Annotated in this window: 9 protein-coding genes; 3 read left to right on the top strand and 6 right to left on the bottom strand. The window is 74.5% G+C overall.

The genetic code is table 11. From position 1 onward, the window contains the following. The first annotated feature begins 35 nt into the window (after positions 1-35). On the top strand, positions 36-1,244 hold the full coding sequence (locus tag SSNG_RS37220) for a cytochrome P450 (protein ID WP_042804887.1): 1,209 nt from the start codon (positions 36-38) through the stop codon (positions 1,242-1,244). Positions 1,245-1,317: 73 nt separating this feature from the next. Here SSNG_RS37220 and SSNG_RS37215 read toward each other — a convergent pair whose 3' ends face one another. From SSNG_RS37215 to SSNG_RS37190, 6 genes are all read right to left on the bottom strand, one after another. After that, positions 1,318-7,008 carry a type I polyketide synthase gene (locus SSNG_RS37215; protein WP_128637683.1) on the bottom strand — a complete coding sequence of 1,897 codons (5,691 nt, stop codon included), beginning with the start codon at positions 7,006-7,008 and terminating at the stop codon, positions 1,318-1,320. A gap of 76 nt (positions 7,009-7,084) precedes the next feature. After that, entirely contained in the window at positions 7,085-8,137 is a 1,053-nt protein-coding gene (zapE, locus tag SSNG_RS37210; RefSeq protein WP_007269156.1) for a cell division protein ZapE, read from the bottom strand. Between the two features lie 169 nt (positions 8,138-8,306). Further along, positions 8,307-9,089: an alpha/beta fold hydrolase gene (locus SSNG_RS37205; protein ID WP_007269155.1), complete on the bottom strand. Its 783-nt coding sequence runs from the start codon at positions 9,087-9,089 to the stop codon at positions 8,307-8,309. Positions 9,090-9,195: 106 nt separating this feature from the next. Continuing rightward, the gene (locus SSNG_RS37200; RefSeq protein WP_007269154.1) at positions 9,196-11,217 is read right to left on the bottom strand and encodes an APC family permease; all 2,022 of its coding nucleotides are present in this window, start codon (positions 11,215-11,217) and stop codon (positions 9,196-9,198) included. Positions 11,218-11,268: 51 nt separating this feature from the next. Next, positions 11,269-14,046, bottom strand: a complete 2,778-nt coding sequence (locus SSNG_RS37195) for a LuxR family transcriptional regulator (protein ID WP_007269153.1) — start codon at positions 14,044-14,046, stop codon at positions 11,269-11,271. A 166-nt stretch (positions 14,047-14,212) separates the two neighbouring features. Beyond that, positions 14,213-15,646 (bottom strand): FAD-dependent monooxygenase, encoded by a 1,434-nt coding sequence (locus SSNG_RS37190; RefSeq protein ID WP_007269151.1) that lies wholly within the window; start codon positions 15,644-15,646, stop codon positions 14,213-14,215. A 210-nt stretch (positions 15,647-15,856) separates the two neighbouring features. Between SSNG_RS37190 and SSNG_RS37185 the strand changes: the two genes are divergently transcribed. Continuing rightward, on the top strand, positions 15,857-16,300 hold the full coding sequence (locus SSNG_RS37185; protein WP_042804886.1) for a nuclear transport factor 2 family protein: 444 nt from the start codon (positions 15,857-15,859) through the stop codon (positions 16,298-16,300). An 11-nt stretch (positions 16,301-16,311) separates the two neighbouring features. Beyond that, entirely contained in the window at positions 16,312-16,761 is a 450-nt protein-coding gene (locus SSNG_RS37180) for a nuclear transport factor 2 family protein (protein WP_007269150.1), read from the top strand. Positions 16,762-16,795: the final 34 nt, after the last annotated feature.

The following is a 16,795-nucleotide window of genomic DNA, read 5'->3' as shown; positions in this document are numbered from 1 at the left end:
CGGTAATCCGAGGAGTATTCGTGTCCCTTCCCGTAATGGACGAAGAGTTTCTGAGCAACCCCTATCCGGCCTTCGCCGGCCTCAGGGCGCAGGGGCCGGTCCACCGGATGCTGCTGCCCAGCGGCCTGCGGGTCTGGGCGGTCGTCAGCCACGAGGAGGCCCGGATCGCCATGACGCACCCGGCGCTGTCCAAGGACATCGACACCTCGGTCGAGCTGGGCTACTTCGACCGCGAGATGAGCGAGGGGGGAACGCCCCGGCTGGAGCACAGCTCGGTGGGCCGGCACATGCTCAACATGGACCCGCCGGGCCACACCCGGCTGCGCAAGCTGGTCAACAAGGCCCTGACGGCGCGCAGCGTGGAGCGGCTGCGGCCCACGATCGAGCGGATCAGCGCGGAGCTGCTGGACTCGGTGGAGAAGGCGGCCGCCGATTCCGGCGACGGCGTGGTCGACCTGGTGGAGCACTACACGGCGGTCTTCCCGGTCAAGGTGCTCGGCGAGCTGCTGGGCATCACGGCCGAGCACCTGCCGGTCCTGGTGGGGCTGACGGGCGCCATCATGTCGAACGACAACGAGAACGCCGGCGCGAACATGGCGAGGTTCGGTCAGCACATCGGGCAGATGATCCAGCACAAGCGCGCCGAACCGGGCGACGACCTCATCAGCGCGCTGGTCACCGCCCGCGACGACCAGGACCAGCTCTCCGACGTCGAGCTGGTCTCGACGGTGTTCCTGCTCGTGGTGGCCGGCTACGAGACCACCGTGAACATGATCGGGCACGGCGTACGGGCCCTGCTGGGCCACCCGGAGCAGCTCGCGGCGGTCCGCGCGGACCCGGGTCTCATCCCGGCCGCCAACGAGGAGTTCCTGCGCTACGAGGGCCCGGGCAACCGGGCGACGCTGCGCTACGCCACGGAGCCGCTGGAGCTGGGCGGGGTGGCCGTGGGGGCCGGCGAGTACGTGTCGGTGCTGCTCGGGTCGGCCAACCGGGACGAGGCGAAGTTCGCCTGCCCGCACGTGCTCGACGTCAGCCGGTCCACCAACGGCCACCTCGGATTCGGGCACGGAATCCACTACTGCGTGGGCGCGCCGCTCGCCCGGGCGGAAATGGAAATCGCCCTCCGCGATATCCTGGCCCGTTTCCCGGATCTTTCCCTCGCCGTTCCGGATTCGGAATTGCGCTGGCGCAAGAGTTTTATGATGCAGGGCCTGGAGACGCTTCCGGTGCGCCTTCGCCCGTAGGGGCGCCGCGAAGGGAAAGGGCCTGCACCGGCCGGATCACTCCGGCCGGTGCGGGCCCTCCTGCGTTCCGCTCCTACCGGCCGAATTCCGCCTGGATGAAGTCGAATATCTCGTCGGCGGAGGCGGTGCCCAGAGCCTCGGCGGTGGCCGTTCCCGCGCCGGGCGCCGGCGTCCCGAAGAGCGCCAGCAGGTCCGCGAGGCGCGCGGACACCTCGGCCCGGACCTCCTCGGAGTCGGCGGCGGCCACCCGGAGGGTGCCCTCCAGCCGGTCCAGTTCACCGAACACCGCAGGGCGCGGCTCCTCGACCACCAGCAGGCCGCGCAGGAACGCGGCGAGCGCGGCCGGCGTCGGGTAGTCGAAGACGAGCGTGGTCGGCAGGCGCAGTCCGGTGGCGGTGCCGAGGCGGTTGCGGAGCTGGACCGCCGTCAGCGAGTCGAGACCCAGCTCCAGGAAGCCGCGGTCGGCCTCGACCTCCTGCGGGCCCGCGTGGCCGAGGACGGTGGCGGCGTGGCCGCGTACCAGGTCGGACAGGACGCGGGTGCGCTCGTGCTCCGGGAGTCCGGCCAGCTGGTGCGCCAGCGAGGTCGCCGGTGCGGCCTCGGCCGCGACCGCCCGGCGCACCGGTGCCGGGACCAGGGCGCGCAGCAGCCGGGGCACGCTCTCGCCGGCCGCGGCCTGGGCGCGTACCGCCGCGAGGTCCATCCGCATGGGGACGAGGACCGCCTCGGGGGAGGTGAGCGCGGCGTCGAACAGGCCGAGGCCCTCGGCGGTCGTCAGGGCCTGGGCTCCGGCGCGTTCGATGCGGGCGATTCCGGCTCCGTCGAGGTGTCCGGTCATGCCGCTGCGTTCGGCCCACAGGCCCCAGGCGAGGGACTGCGCGGGCAGGCCGAGGGAGCGCCGGTACTGGGCGAGGGCGTCGACGTAGGCGTTGGCGGCCGCGTAGTTGCCCTGGCCGGGGGCGCCGAACAGGCTGGCGGCGGAGGAGAAGAGGACGAACGCCGACAGGCCGAGGTCCGCGGTGAGTTCGTGGAGGTTGCGGGCCGCGTCGGCCTTCGGGCGCAGGACCGCGTCGAAGCGTTCGGGGGTGAGGGACTCGACGACGCCGTCGTCGAGGACGCCCGCCGTGTGGACCACCGCGGTGAGGGGGTGCTCGGCGGGGATCGCGGCCAGCAGTGCGGCCAGGGCGTCCCGGTCGGCGACGTCGCAGGCGGCGACGGTCGTGGCGGCGCCCAGCGCGTCCAGTTCCGCGGCCAGGTCTTCGGCGCCGCCGGAGCGGCTGACCAGGAGGAGGCGGCGGACGCCGTGTTCGGTGACCAGGTGGCGGGCCACCGCCCGGCCCAGGGTTCCGGTGCCGCCGGTGACCAGGACGGTGCCGCCGGGGGCGAAGGGCGGCTCGCCGGGCCCCTCCGTGCCCGTGGTGCCGGCCGCCGCCCGGGCCAGGCGCAGGGCGTGCACGGTGCCGCCGCGGACGGCGCTCTGGGGCTCGCCGGACGCCACGGCACGGGCCAGGGCGTCGTGGTCGCCGGCCCCGTCGGTGCCGGTGCCCGGCTGCTCCAGGTCGATCAGCAGGAACCGCTCCGGGTGCTCCGACTGCGCCGAGCGGACCAGGCCCCACACGGCCGCCTGGACCGGGTCCGGAGCGCCGTCGCCCTCCCCCGTCGCCACCGCGCCCCGGGTGACCACGGCCAGCCGGGAGTCCCCGAGCCGGGCGTCGGCCAGCCACGACCGCAGCAGGGCGAGGGTGGTGGCGGTGGCCGACCGCACGTCGGCGGCGCCCGCGGCGGGCGAGGCCAGCACGAGCGCCGGGAGCGCGGTGAGTTCCGCGAGGTCGCCGATCAGCTGCGCGCCGGCGGCCGGGGCGGGGGTGTCCGGGCCCAGGACCGCCCAGGAGCCGTCGGGGGCCGCCGGGAGCGCGGGGACCGGGATCCAGTCGAGGCGGAACAGGGAGTCGCCGTGCCCGGGGCGGGCCCCGGCGAGCTGCTCCCGGTTCAGGGGCCGCAGCACCAGCGATCCGACGCCGGCCACCGGAAGGCCGGTCTGGTCGGTGAGTTCCAGGGAGACGGCCTCGTTCCCGGCGGGTGCGAGGACGACCCGCAGCGACCGGGCGCCGGTGGCGTGCAGGGTCACGTCGTGCCAGGCGAACGGCATCCGGCCCTGGCCGATCCCGCCGGTCGCGCCGTCCCCGCCGTCCCCGTCCCCGCCGTCCCCTTCCTCGTCCCCGTCCCCGCCGGTCAGGGCGGCGAGCGGGATCGCGTGCAGGGCGGCGTCCGACAGGGCCGGGTGCAGTCCGAAGCCGGCCGCGCCGGCCTGCTGCTCCTCGGGCAGGCGGACCTCGGCGAAGACCTCGTCGCCCCGGCGCCAGGCGGCGCGCAGGCCCCGGAAGGCGGGGCCGTACCCGAAGCCCGCCTCCGCGAACGCGTCGTAGAGGCCGCTCACGTCGACCGGGGTCGCGCCCTCGGGCGGCCACACCCCGAAGGCGGGGGCGGCGGGCGCGGTGTCCGGGGCGAGGTGCCCGCCGGCGTGGCGGGTCCACGGCTGACCGGTCCCGGCCGGGTCGGTGCCCGCGCCGTCGGGCCGGGCGTACACGGCCACCGGCCGGCGGCCCGCCCCGTCGGCCGCGCCGACGGTGAGCTGGACCTGGACGCCGCCGTGCTCGGGCAGCGGCAGCGGTGCCTCCAGGACGAGTTCCTCCACGCGGGCGCAACCGAGCTGCAGGCCGGCGTGCAGGGCGAGTTCCAGGAAGGCGGTGCCCGGCAGCAGGGCGTGGCCGAGGAGCGCGTGGTCGGCGAGCCAGGGGTGGGAGGCCGGTGAGAGGCGGGTGGTGAAGAGGAACCCGTCGGTGTCGGGCAGCGGGACGGCGGCGCCGAGCAGGGGGTGTCCGGCGGAGCCGAGGCCCAGGGCGGTCGCGTCGCCGGCGGGGGTGGGCGCCTGCGGCCAGTACCGGCTGCGCTGGAAGGCGTACGTGGGCAGGTCGGGGGCGGGGTGCGGCAGCCGTCCGGCGTGCGCCGCGTCCCAGTCGACCTCGACGCCGTTCACGTGTGCGGCGGCGAGGGAGGTGAGGAAGCGTACGGTGCCGCCGGCGTCCCGGCGCAGCGTCTCGCCGAGGAAGGCGTCGGTGCCGGTCCGTTCGAGGGTCTCGGCGAGGCCCACGCCCAGCACGGGGTGGGGGCTGATCTCCAGGAAGTGGGCGTAGCCGTCGGCGGCGAGGGCGCGGACGGCCTGTTCCAGCTGGACCGTCTGGCGCATGTTGCGGTACCAGTAGCCGGCGTCGAGTTCCCCGGTGTCCAGGAGGGTGCCGGTCACGGTGGAGTAGTAGGGGACGGCGGACTCGGCCGGGGCGACGGCGGCGAGGGCGCCGAGCATCCGTTCGCGCACCTCCTCGATGCGCGCCGAGTGGCCCGGGGTGTCGACGCCGGGGACCCGGCGGGCCCAGACGCCGTCGGCCGCGAGCTTCTCCAGCATCTCCTCCAGGGCCGTGCGGTCGCCGGCGACGACCACGGACGTCGGTCCGTTGACGGCGGCGAGGGAGAGCCGGCCGTCCCAGGCGGGCAGCAGGGCGGCGATCTTGTCGGCGGGCAGGGCGACGGAGGCCATGGCGCTGGTCCCGGACAGTTCCAGCAGGGCCTGGCTGCGCAGGGCGACGATCCGGGCGCCGTCGGCCAGGGACAGTGCGCCGGCGACGACGGCGGCGGCGACCTCGCCCTGGCTGTGGCCGACCACGGCGGCCGGTTCGACGCCGCAGGCCCGCCAGAGTTCGGCGAGGGAGAGCATCACCGCGAACAGGGCGGGCTGCAGGACGTCCACCCGGTCCGGGGAGGGCGCGCCGTCCGCCGCCCGCAGGACGCCGGTCAGGGACCAGTCCACGTAGGGGGCGAACGCGGCCTCGCACTCGGCGATGCGTTCGGCGAAGGCCGGGGAGGAGTCGAGGAGTTCGAGGGCCATGCCGGTCCACTGCGAGCCCTGGCCGGGGAAGACGAAGACGGGCCGGACGCCGGAGGCCCGGGCCACGCCGGTGATCAGCCCGTCGGGACGTCCCGCGTCGTCCTCGCCGGTGTCCGGGCCGGCGGCCAGCGCCTCGAGGCGGTCCAGGAGGCCGGTCCGGTCCCCGGCGAGGAGGACCGCGCGGTGTTCGAAGGCCGAGCGGGTGCGCAGGAGGGCCGCGGCCACGGCGTACGGGTCCGCGGCGGGGTCGGCCGCGATCCGGTCCCGCAGCCGTCCGGCCTGGGCGCGCAGGGCCGGGCCGGTGCGGCCGGAGACGGGCCAGGCGACGGCCGGGGCGGAGGCGAAGGCCGCGGGTCGGGGGGCGGGCGCGGCGGCGTCCGCGTCGGGGGTCCCGGCGGCCGGGTCGGGGGCGGCCGGGGCGTTCTGCGCCGGGAGCGGGTCGGGGGCCTGTTCCAGGATGGCGTGGGCGTTGGTGCCGCTGATGCCGAAGGAGGACACGGCGGCGCGCCGGGGTCGTCCGGTCTCGGGCCACGGCCGGGCCTCGGCGAGCAGTTCCACCGCGCCGGAGGCCCAGTCGACGTGCGGGGTCGGCTCTTCGGCGTGCAGGGACTTGGGGAGCACGCCGTGGCGCATGGCCATGACCATCTTGATGACGCCGCCGGCGCCGGCGGCGGCCTGGGTGTGGCCGATGTTGGACTTGAGCGAGCCCAGCCACAGGGGCCGGTCCGCCGGCCGCTCCTGGCCGTAGGCCGCCAGCAGGGACTGCGCCTCGATGGGGTCGCCGAGGGAGGTGCCCGTGCCGTGGGCCTCGACCGCGTCGATCTGGTCGGCGGTCAGCCGGGCGTTGGCCAGGGCCTGGCCGATGACCCGCTGCTGGGAGGGGCCGTTGGGGGCGGTGAGGCCGTTGCTGGCGCCGTCCTGGTTGACGGCCGAGCCGCGGATGACGGCGAGGACCTCGTGGCCGTTGCGGCGGGCGTCCGAGAGCCGCTCCAGGAGGAGCATGCCGACGCCCTCGGACCAGCCCGTGCCGTCCGCGTGCGCGGAGAAGGGCTTGCAGCGGCCGTCGGGGGCGAGGGAGCGCTGCCGGCTGAACTCGACGAAGGAGGCGGGCGTGGACATCACCGTCGCGCCGCCGGTCATCGCGAGGGAGCACTCGCCGCGGCGCAGCGACTCGGCGGCCAGGTGCAGGGTCACCAGCGAGGACGAGCAGGCCGTGTCCACGGTGAGGGCGGGGCCTTCGAAGCCGAAGCCGTAGGCGATGCGGCCGGAGGCGATGCTGCCGGCGCTGCCGTTGATGACGTAGCCGGCCAGTTCCTCGCGGCCCTCCAGGAGGTTGGCGTAGTCGTGGTACATCACCGAGAGGAACACCCCGGTGCGGCTGCCGCGCAGTGAGGCGGCGTCGATCCCGGCGCGTTCGACGACCTCCCAGGCGGTCTCCATGAGGAGCCGCTGCTGGGGGTCCATGGCGAGGGCCTCGCGCTGGTTGATGCCGAAGAACCCGGCGTCGAACTCGGCGACGCGGTCGATGAAGCCGCCCTCGCGGGTGTACGTCGTACCGGGCCGGTCGGGGTCCGGGTCGTACAGGGCGTCGAGGTCCCAGCCGCGGTCGGCGGGGAAGGGGGAGATCGCGTCGACTCCCCCTTCGAGCAGCCGCCACAGGTCCTCCGGCGAGGTGACGCCGCCGGGGAAGCGGCAGCCCATGCCGACGATGGCGATGGGCTCGTGGCCCGCTTCCTCGGCATCGTGGAGCTGCTGCTTGACGGAGCGCAGTTCGACGGTCGCGCGCTTCAGGTAGTCGCGGAGTTCTTGTTCGGTCGCCATCGGCATTGCCCTTTGTTGTCTGATGTCGGAAACAGCTGCGGAGGGAGCCGCGCGTTCCGCACCGACCGGGCCCCGCTCAGTGCGCGTCGGAGTCGGCCGTGGCGGACAGCAGCGACAGGCGGCTCGCGGTCCGGTTGACGTCGAGCGGCAGGTTCTCGCCCCGCAGTACGTCGTCGAGCGGTGCCTCTCCGACGAGGACGAGGCGTACGTCCCGGTCGCAGAGCACGTCGATGAGGTTGGCGAACCGCTGGGCCGCGTCCCGGTTCTCCCCGGCGAGGCGGGGCAGGCCGGAGAGCACCCAGACGGGGAAGCGGTCCACCGCCGCGAGGTAGTCGCCGGTCGAGTACGGCCGGTCGCACAGGTCGTGGAAGTCGAACCAGACCAGGTCGCCGCGGACCGCCAGCGCGGGCACGGTGCGTCCGCCGCCGACCTCCACGGGCCTGCGTTCGGCGGCCTCGGGCGGGGTGAGGCCCTGCTCGGCGAGCTGCTCGCCGGTGCCGGGCCAGAGGTACGCCCCGCGCTCGAACTCGGAGCGGGCGGCGCCGGATCCGTACTCGGCCCGGTAGTCGCGTCCGCCGCCGAGCTCGACCACGTCCATGGTCTCTTCGAGCATCTTGATCGTGGGCTCGAACATCTCGTGGAAGACCGGGTTGGGGAGCAGTCCGGCCGGAGGGTAGTTCGATGTGGTGAGCAGGGTGATCTTCTGGTCGAGGATCGACCTGAGGACCCGGCCGATCAGCATCGCGTCACCGGCGTCGTGGACGTGGAACTCGTCGAAGACGAGGAAGCGGCAGTCGCCGAGGAGTTCGGTGACGGCGCGGTCGGTGACCCGGCTGTCGCCCCGGTTGCGGTGGTACGCGGCGTGGAACTCGCGGAAGAAGTCGTGGAAGTGCAGCCGGCGCTTGTTCCGCAGCGGTACGGCCTCGTAGAAGGTGGTGGTCAGCCAGCTCTTGCCGCGGCCGACCGAGCCCCACAGGTAGACCCCGCGCGGCGGTGCGGCGGGGCGGCTGAACAGTCCCCGTCGCCGCGTCATGCCGGCGCCGAGTTCGGCGAGCCTGAGGGCGGCCTGCCGCTGGGCGTCGTCGAGGACGAATCCGGCCTGCTGGGCGGCGCGTTCGAACTCCCGCATCAACTGATGATCACCAGTTTCCCGTTGGTATCGGATCCCGATCGCACGAGCGATCAAGAGATGATCATCTTTCCCGACGCGTACGGTCCCCTCCAAGACTGGATCACCGCGTCCCCTCCGATCACCCCGGATCGGGGCACGGGCACCCCTGTGCCCGGCCCGGGCACCCCTACGCGGCCGGCCCGGCCGGGGTGGGGGCGAGGCCGCGTACGGCGGTGCGGAGGGCGGCGGCGACGAAGGCGTGGACCCGGTCCAGGTGTTCCTGGAAGGCGAAGTGGCCGCCGGTGAGGACCAGGCGGTCGAACGGCCCCGTGGTGATCTCGGCCCATTCGGCGAGCGCGTCGACCGGGACGTAGGGGTCGTCGTCGCCGCCGATCGCGGTGACGGGGCAGGCGAAGGGCGGTGCGGGCCGGTGGCGGTAGGCGTCGCAGAGCTCGAAGTCGGCGCGCAGCAGCGGCGAGACGAGGTCCAGGAGTTCGGGGTTGCGGAACACCTCGGCGGGGGTGCCGCCGGTCTTGCGCAGCCACTCGCGGAACTCGTTCTCGGGCAGTTCGTGCAGCGGGGTGCCCTCGGTGCGGGGCCGGCGGCCCGGCATGCCGCTGCCGGACACGAACATGCGGACGGGTTCGGGCAGGCCGGCGGCGACCAGGCGGCGGGTGAGTTCCAGGCCGAGCATGGAGCCCATGCTGTGGCCGAAGACCGCGTACGGACGGTCGACGAGCGGGACGATCCGCGCCGTCAGCACGTCGAGCAGCGGCTCCACGCGGCGCAGCAGCGGCTCGCCGAACTCGGCGCCGCGGCCGGGGAGTTCCACGGCGTGGACGTCGACGTCGGGTGCCAGGGCCTGCGGCCAGCCGCGGCGGTAGGTGACGGCGCTGCCGCCGGCCCACGGCAGGCAGAACAGCCGTACGGGTGCGTCCGGGCACTCCACGTCCCAAGGCCGACGGACCACGGTTCCCCCAAGATCGCTCGCTCACACGTGTCGTCGCGCCCGACGTTACGGCGGCGTACGCGCGGCCCCCACCCCTGCCGGGGCCCCTGCCCACCCCTGTCCGGTGTCAGTCCGGGGTCCCGGCAGGACCGGGGGGCGAGGACTTGCGGACGGCGCCCGGCGCGGCGCGCTCCGGGCGCCCTCCGGCCCGTTCGGAGGAGGCCAGCTGCCAGGGCACGCTGGTGACCATGACGCCGGGCTGGAACAGCAGCCGGGCCTTGAGGCGCAGGGCGCTCTGGTTGTGCAGCAGGTTCTCCCACCAGCGGCCCACCACGTACTCGGGGATGAACACCGCGACGACGTCGCGCGGGTGTTCGGTGCGGAAGCGGTGGACGTACTCCAGGACCGGGCGGGTGATCTCCCGGTACGGGGATTCGAGCAGTTCCAGCGGTACGGGCATGCCCGAGCGCTCCCATTCCGCGCGCAGCTGGGCGGCCGCGTCGGGGTCGACCGAGACGGAGACGGCCTGGAGGGTGTCGGGGCGCAGGGCGTGCGCGTACTCCACGGCCCGGAGGGTGGGCTTGTGCAGCTGGGAGACGAGGACGAGGACGTGGGTCCGGCCGGGGAGGGAGGCCACCGGCTTGTCGTGGTCGGGTTCCAGTTCCGCCGCGACCCGGTCGTAGTGGCGCCGGATGACGCGCATCAGGGCGTAGAGGCCGGCCATGGCCAGGCACACCAGCCAGGCGCCGCTGACGAACTTGGTCGCGAGGACGACGGCCAGCACCAGGGCGGTGATGCCGGCGCCGACGGCGTTGATGGCGCGGGCCCGGCGCATCGCGGAGCGGCCGCGGGCGTCGACGGCGCCGGGCAGCAGCCGGTTCCAGTGCCGGACCATGCCGATCTGGCTGATGGTGAAGGAGACGAACACGCCGACCGTGTAGAGCGGGATGAGCTGGGTGACGGCCGCGTCGTAGGCGTAGATGAGGAGCGCGGCCGCGGCGGCGAGGATGACGATGCCGTTGCTGAAGGCGAGGCGGTCGCCGCGGGTGTGCAGCTGGCGGGGCATGAAGCGGCTGCGGGCGAGGATCGAGCCCAGCACCGGGAAGCCGTTGAAGGCGGTGTTCGCGGCGAGGACGAGGATGATGCCGGTCATCACCGTGACGAAGTAGAACGCCGGGGAGAAGCCCTCGAAGACGGTCTTGGCGACCTGGGCGATCACCGGGTGCGGGACACCGGCGTCCTGGCCGGTGACGGGGTCGACGAGGTGGCTGCCGTGCGCCGGGTCGGCGAACTTGGCGCCGGTCCGGTAGGCGAGGGCGGTCACGCCGACGAACATGGTGACGCCGAGGACGCCGAGCAGGACCAGGGTGGTCGCGGCGTTCTCGCCCTTGGGCCGGCGGAAGGCCGGGACGCCGTTGCTGATGGCCTCCACGCCGGTGAGCGCGGTGCAGCCGGAGGAGAAGGCGCGCAGGACGAGGAAGGCGAGGGCGAATCCGGCGATGCCGGCGCTCTCCCCCCGGATGGTCAGGTCGGCGGTCTCCGCACGGAGCACTTCGCCGCCGATCAGCCGTACCGCGCCCCAGACGATCATGCCGAGGACGGCGATCATGAACGCGTACGTGGGTATCGCGAACGCGGCGCCCGACTCGCGGACGCCGCGCAGGTTCATCAGGGAGATCAGGACGACGACCGCGATCGCGGCCTCGACGCGGTGGTCCGCCAGCAGGGGGATGCTCGCGCCGAGGTTCTCCACGGCCGCCGACACCGACACGGCGACGGTCAGCACGTAGTCGCACAGCAGCGCGGCGGCCACGACCAGGCCGGAGCGTTCGCCGAGGTTGGTGTTGGCGACCTCGAAGTCGCCGCCGCCGCTGGTGTAGGCGCGGACGTTCTGCCGGTAGGAGGCGACGACGGTCAGCAGCACCACGACGACGACGCCGGCGATCCAGGGGGTGTACTGGTACGCCGCGATGCCCGCCACGCCCAGGGTGAGCATGATCTCCTGCGGTGCGTAGGCCACGGAGGAGAGGGCGTCGCTGGCGAAGATCGGCAGGGCGATCCTCTTGGGCAGCAGTTGGCCGTGCTGTTGCTCGCTGCGCAGCGCGCGTCCCAGCAGGACCCGCTTGGTCAGGTCAGTAAGGGTGGACACACGGACCGATGCTAGGCAGGGGCCGTGCCCGGCCCCCTCCCCTTGCGGCCCCTACGCGACCCCTACGCCCGGGAAGGCGCTTTCGAGGCTGTCGAACTGCAGGCTCATGGGCAGGTCCTGACGGCGGGAGATGCCGAGCTTGCGGTAGGCGCGGGTGAGGTGCTGCTCGACGGTGCTCACGGTGACGTAGAGCTTCGCGGAGATCTCCCGGTTGGTGTAGCCGTACGCGGCGAGCGCGGCGACCCGCCGCTCGGACTCGCTGAGCTGCTCGGTCTCCGGGGTCTCCTCGGCGGGCCGTTCGGGCGCGGTGCGCTGCTCGGTGCCGGTCTGGCCGGGCATGATCTGCGCGCACAGCGGCGCGGCCCCGCAGTCGGCGGCCAGGTGCCAGGCCCGGCGGGTGACCATGCCGGCCCGGGTGCCCTCGCCGAGGAGCAGCAGGGCGCGGCCGAGGTCGGCGAGGGCTTTGGCCAGTTCCAGCCGGTCGCCGGAGCGGCTGAGTTCGTCGACGGCCCGGGTGAGCAGCTTGGGGCGCTGGCGCAGTTCGGAGGTGGCCGCGCGCAGCCGCAGGGAGACCCCGAGGACGCGGGGGCTGCGGACGCCGGAGGTGGCGAGCTGCTCCACGACGAAGCGCTCGGCCTGGCGGTGTTCGCCGAGCCGCAGCAGGGCCTCGGCGGCGTCGGTGCGCCAGGGGAGCTGGCGCGGCCGGTCCAGGCCCCAGCGCTGGGCGAGCCGGCCGGCGTCGAGGAACTCGCCGAGCGCCGCGCGGTGGCGGTGGGTGGCCAGGTAGTAGTGGCCGCGCGCCCTCAGGTAGTTGAGGGCGTAGACGCTGGAGAAGAGCTCCTCGGGGACGGGCGTCTGGAGGCGGCGGGCCACGGCTTCGTAGCGGCCCATCGCGGTGAGGGCGGTGACGAGGGTGGCGAGGGGGCCGAAGAGGAATAGTCCGCCCCGGTCGGCGACGGCGTCCACGGCGGCGGAGGCCTCGCGTTCGGCGCCGGCGAGGTCGCCCAGGCGCAGCAGTGCCTCGGAGTGGACGAGCCCGAACACGGACTGCCAGCCGGGGGAGGCGGCGGACTGGGTCTCGGCCTGGAGGCGCCGGCACCAGACGACGGCCCGGTCGGGGCGGTCGGCGTGCACCAGGGTGCGGACGGCCTGGACGATGGGGTCGAAGGTGGCGTGGGCCAGGGGGGTGCCCTTGAGGAGGCGTTCGGCGGCCTGTTCGTCGCCGGCGCTGTCGGGGTGGGTCCACAGGGCGGCGGAGGAGCGCAGTTCGGCGGTGCCGGTGCGGGCGGGGGCGCCGGGGTGCTCGGCGGGCGCGCCGGGTGCGGCGGCCGGGGCGGCGGGGCCGGCGGGGGCCGCGGCGGGGGGCAGGGCGAACAGTTCGCGCAGCGGGTCCTCACGGGTGGTGCGGGCGGCCGCGCGCGGGTCCGCCATGCGTTCGAGGGCTTCGGCGGCGTCCTCGATGCGGCCCTGGGCGACGAGCAGCCGGGCGAGCCGGCCTGCCTGGGCGGGGCCGAGGTCGCCGCGGCGCAGTGCGGCGAGCGGGTCGTCGAGGTGGCGTTCGGCGGCGGCGGGGTGCTTGCGCCAGGTGACGGCCGCCAGCTGGAGGCCGATCTCCCGGCCGGTCTGCTCGTCGGCGCACAGGGTGTAGGCGAGTTCCAGGCAGGCGGCGGCGTGGTCGCACCGTTCGTCGTCGACGAGGGCCTGGAGGGCGGCTTCGCGCAGGACCTGGACGGGCCAGTCGCCGCGCGGTGCCTCCTCGGGGCCGGCCCCGGCCTCGGAGGCGGCGAGCAGGTGCGGGGCTACGGTGCCGGCGCGGGCGCCCGCCTCGTGGAGCACGCGGGCGGCGCGGGTGCGCAGCACGGCGAGTTCGTGCCGGGGGACCCCGTCGAGGACGGCGGCGGCCACGGCGGGATGGCGCAGGCGGCCGTCCTCGGTGAGTCCGGAGGCCTCCAGGGCAGCGGCCGCACGGGCGGCGGTGGTGGGGCCGGTGCCGGCGAGCCGGGCCGTGAGTTCGGGGGTGGCGTCGTCGCCGAGGACGGCGAGGGCGACGGCGAGGGTACGGGAGTCCGCGCCGTCGCGGTGCAGGCAGGTCAGTGCGGCCTGGGTGAAGGGGCCACCGGGGGCCGGTTCCGGCCACCGGTCGGCGGGGCCCCGTACGGCGCGTGGCCGTTCGCTGAGCAGGGCCCGCAGCAGCAGCGGGTTGCCGCCGGTGGCGCCGTGCAGCCAGGCGGTGTCGGCCTCGGTCGCGGGCCGGCCGGTGTGGTCCTCCAGCAGGGCCGCCGTGCCGGGCTCGTCGAGGCGCCCGAGCAGGATCCGGGTGAAGCCGGGGTGGCGCAGGAACTCGGTGCGTGCGAGCGGGCTCTCGGCGTGCTCGTGGGGCGCGTCGGCCAGCACCAGCAGGAGCCGCTCGCCGCGCACGGCACGGGCGACGTCCAGCAGCCGGTCCAGGGAGGCCGGGTCGGTGTGGTGGAGGTCGTCCACGCACACGACGACCGGGGTGCGGCCCGCGGCGGTGCGCAGCGCCGCGATGAACTCGCGTCCGCCGAGCGGCTCCCGGCCGGCGGCGCCGTCCGGGAGGGTGTCGGCGGGCAGTCCGGCGGTCAGCTGGTGCAGGACCCCGTGGGGGACGTCGCGCTCCTGGGCGGAGCCGGCGGCCCGGAGCACCAGGGCTCCGAGCCGCTCGGCCCTTTCGGCCACGTGCAGGAGCATTTCCGTCTTGCCGCAGCCCACCGCCCCTTCCAGGAGCACGACGCCCGCCGCCCCGGACGCGCACGCCGTCAGCGCTCCTTCGAGCTGCGCGCACACGTCTTCCCTGCACCTGAGCCTCATGGTCCGCCCCCTCCGCGTCGCCTTGCCTCGAACCGCAGCAAACGATGCCTTGTGAATCGCTGGAGCCGACCGGCTCGGCGGGGGTCACTAGTTGCCCGGCAGGAAATGCGGCAGGGATGATCACGCCCTTTTCCCCGGCCGGCGGCGCGCGGCCGGGGTCCGTGTGTTAGGCGCTGGTCAGGGCGGGTGTTCCGGTGTCGTCGGCGGCCGCGAGGACGGCCCGCTCGGCCGGGGTGAAGGGCGGTCCGTCCAGTTCCGTGAACCCGGCGGCCGCCGCCTTGCGCAGGGCGGCGACCAGGTGCGGGGACTCCAGGCTGGCGACGGGCGCGGCGAGCGCGGTGACCTGCATGGCGGCCGCGTTGACGAGCGGGTCGTACAGGGCGGCGGTGCCGAGCAGGTCGGCGAACTGCTGGGCGTCCTGCGGGCGCGGGGCGATCCGCGGGTCCTTGGCGTGGTTGCGGGTGCCGGGGTAGCAGATGTCCTGGGTGGTGGCGAGCAGCCACGGGTCGTCGACGACCTTGGCGACCGCGTGCCGGGCGGCGTCGGCCGTGCCGGGGGCCAGGCCGCCGCGGGTCAGGGCGGTGTCCAGGGCGCGGGCGCTGAGGGCGGCGCAGCTCATGCCGTGCCCGTAGACGGGGTTGAAGGCGGCGAGGGCGTCGCCGAGCACGAGCAGGCCGTCCGGCCAGGTGGCGAGGCGCTCGTAGTAGCGGCGGCGGTTGACGGTGGAGCGGGAACCCTGGACGGGGCCGAGCGGTTCGGCCCGCTCCAGCAGGTCGGCGATGACCGGGTGGCGCAGGCTGCGCGCGAAGGGGATGAACTCGTCGTCGCCGGTGGGGGGTTCGGCGCCGCGGGTGCCGGCGAGGGTGACCAGCCAGCGGCCGCCCTCGATGGGGACGAGGGCGCCGTTGCGGCCGGGCTCGCCGGTGCCGGGGGCGGCGGCGACGTTCACCATGGGGAAGGTCCCCGCGCCGGCGGGGGCCCGGTAGACGCGGGTGGCGTAGGCGATGCCGGTGTCGACGACGTCCTCCTCGACCTCCGGCAGGCCCAGCTCGGGCAGCCACTTGAGCATCTGGGAGGGGCGGCCGCCGGTGTCGACGGTGAAGTCCGCGGCGAGCTCGCTCTCGTGGCCGTCGGCGTCGCGCAGGCGGACGCCGGTGACGCGGTCGGCGGAGCCGGTGAGGCCGGTGACGCCGGTCTGCGCGCGCACCTCGATCCGGGGGTTCTTCAGCGCCTGCTCGCGGACCACCCAGTCGAGCAGGGCCCGGCTGGCGGTGATCATGAACTGGCTGCCGGGGAAGCGGGTCTGCCAGCCGTACGGGGTGAACCAGACGATGTCGCGCGGCAGGTAGAGGCGGTGGGCGCCCTCGTCGGCCAGGGCCTTGAGGGTGCCGGGCAGCAGGGACTCGATGGCGCGGGCGCCGCCGGACCACAGGAGGTGGGCGTGGCGTGCCTGGGGGACCCCCTTGCGCAGTTCCGGCCCCTCGGGGTACACGTCCCGTTCCACCACGGTGACGCGGTCCACGTGCCGCGCGAGCACCGTGGACGCCAGCATTCCGGCCAGGCCGCCACCGATTACCACGGCGCGTGTTTCTGCGGTCATGAGTGCGTGACCCTTCCATCCGTCAGACGCCTTGCGCACCGTCGAATTCGAATTCCCGGGAGCCGGTGCAGGCATTTCCCGATCCCCGCGACGCTAGCACTCGCCCACAATGCCCTGAACCCCTACGAACCCCTATCAAACAAGGCGCCTATGGCGGGATCGCGGGGGCCGCCGCGACGATGGTCCGGCCTGCCGAAAGGAGAAGAATCCATGCTGGACGAGGCGGCGCTGAAAGACCTGATCCTGGAACACACGCGCCGGGTCAACGCGGGGGACGTCGAGGGGCTGCTGAAGCTGTACTCGCCGGACGTCCGCTTCGAGGACCCGGTGGGCGCCGGGGTGCAGCAGGGCCACGCGGCGCTGCGCGCGCACGCGACCGGTGCGGTGAACAGCAACACGCTGGAGGTGCCCGGACCGCCGGTGGCGGCCCAGGACGGGCGCCACGCCGCCGTTCCGGTGGTGGCCACGATGGACTACCTGCCGCTCGGGCCGATCCTGACGCGGCACGGCGTCCTGCCGGCCCCGGCCGAACCCTCGCGGCAGCGGATGGAGTTCCGCTTCCTGATGGTGGTCCGGGCCGGGGACGACGGGCTGATCGAGGACATGAAGGCCTACTGGGGGGCGAGCGACGTCCGTCTCGCCGACGCGGCTTAGGGGAGGAAGAGATGCTGGACGAGGCGGCTCGCAAGGAGCTGGCGCTGGAGCACTGCCGTCGCATGAGCAGCGGCAACGTGGACCACATGCTGGAGCTGTACACGAAGGACGTGCGGTTCGAGGATCCGGTCGGTTCGGTTCCGATGATCGGGCACGACGAATTGCGCGTGCATTTCCAGCGGGCCGCGGAAGCGAAAACGGTGGACGTCGCCGGAGTTCCGGTGGCGGCACAGGACGGACTGCACGTGGCCATTCCGGTCTCGGTGTACATGAATTACCTGCCGCTGGGCCCCACGCTGACGAAGCACGGATATCTGGACAAGCCCGCGGACCCGTTCCGCAAGCGCATCAAATTCGCGCTCACCAGCATCTTCCGGACCGGCTCGCACGGTCTGATCGAAGCGGTGTGGGTGTACTGGGGGAAGTCGGACCTGTCGCTCCTCGACCCCGGCCAGGAGTGACGGGAGCGTCCGCCCGCACGCGGAGGCCGTCCGC

Origin of the sequence: Streptomyces sp. C, from assembly GCF_000158895.1 — a bacterium.
GTDB classification, from domain to species: Bacteria; Actinomycetota; Actinomycetes; order Streptomycetales; family Streptomycetaceae; genus Streptomyces; species Streptomyces racemochromogenes.
Note: the sequence above shows the minus strand (reverse complement) of the source record. Positions and strands in the feature narration are given on the sequence as shown.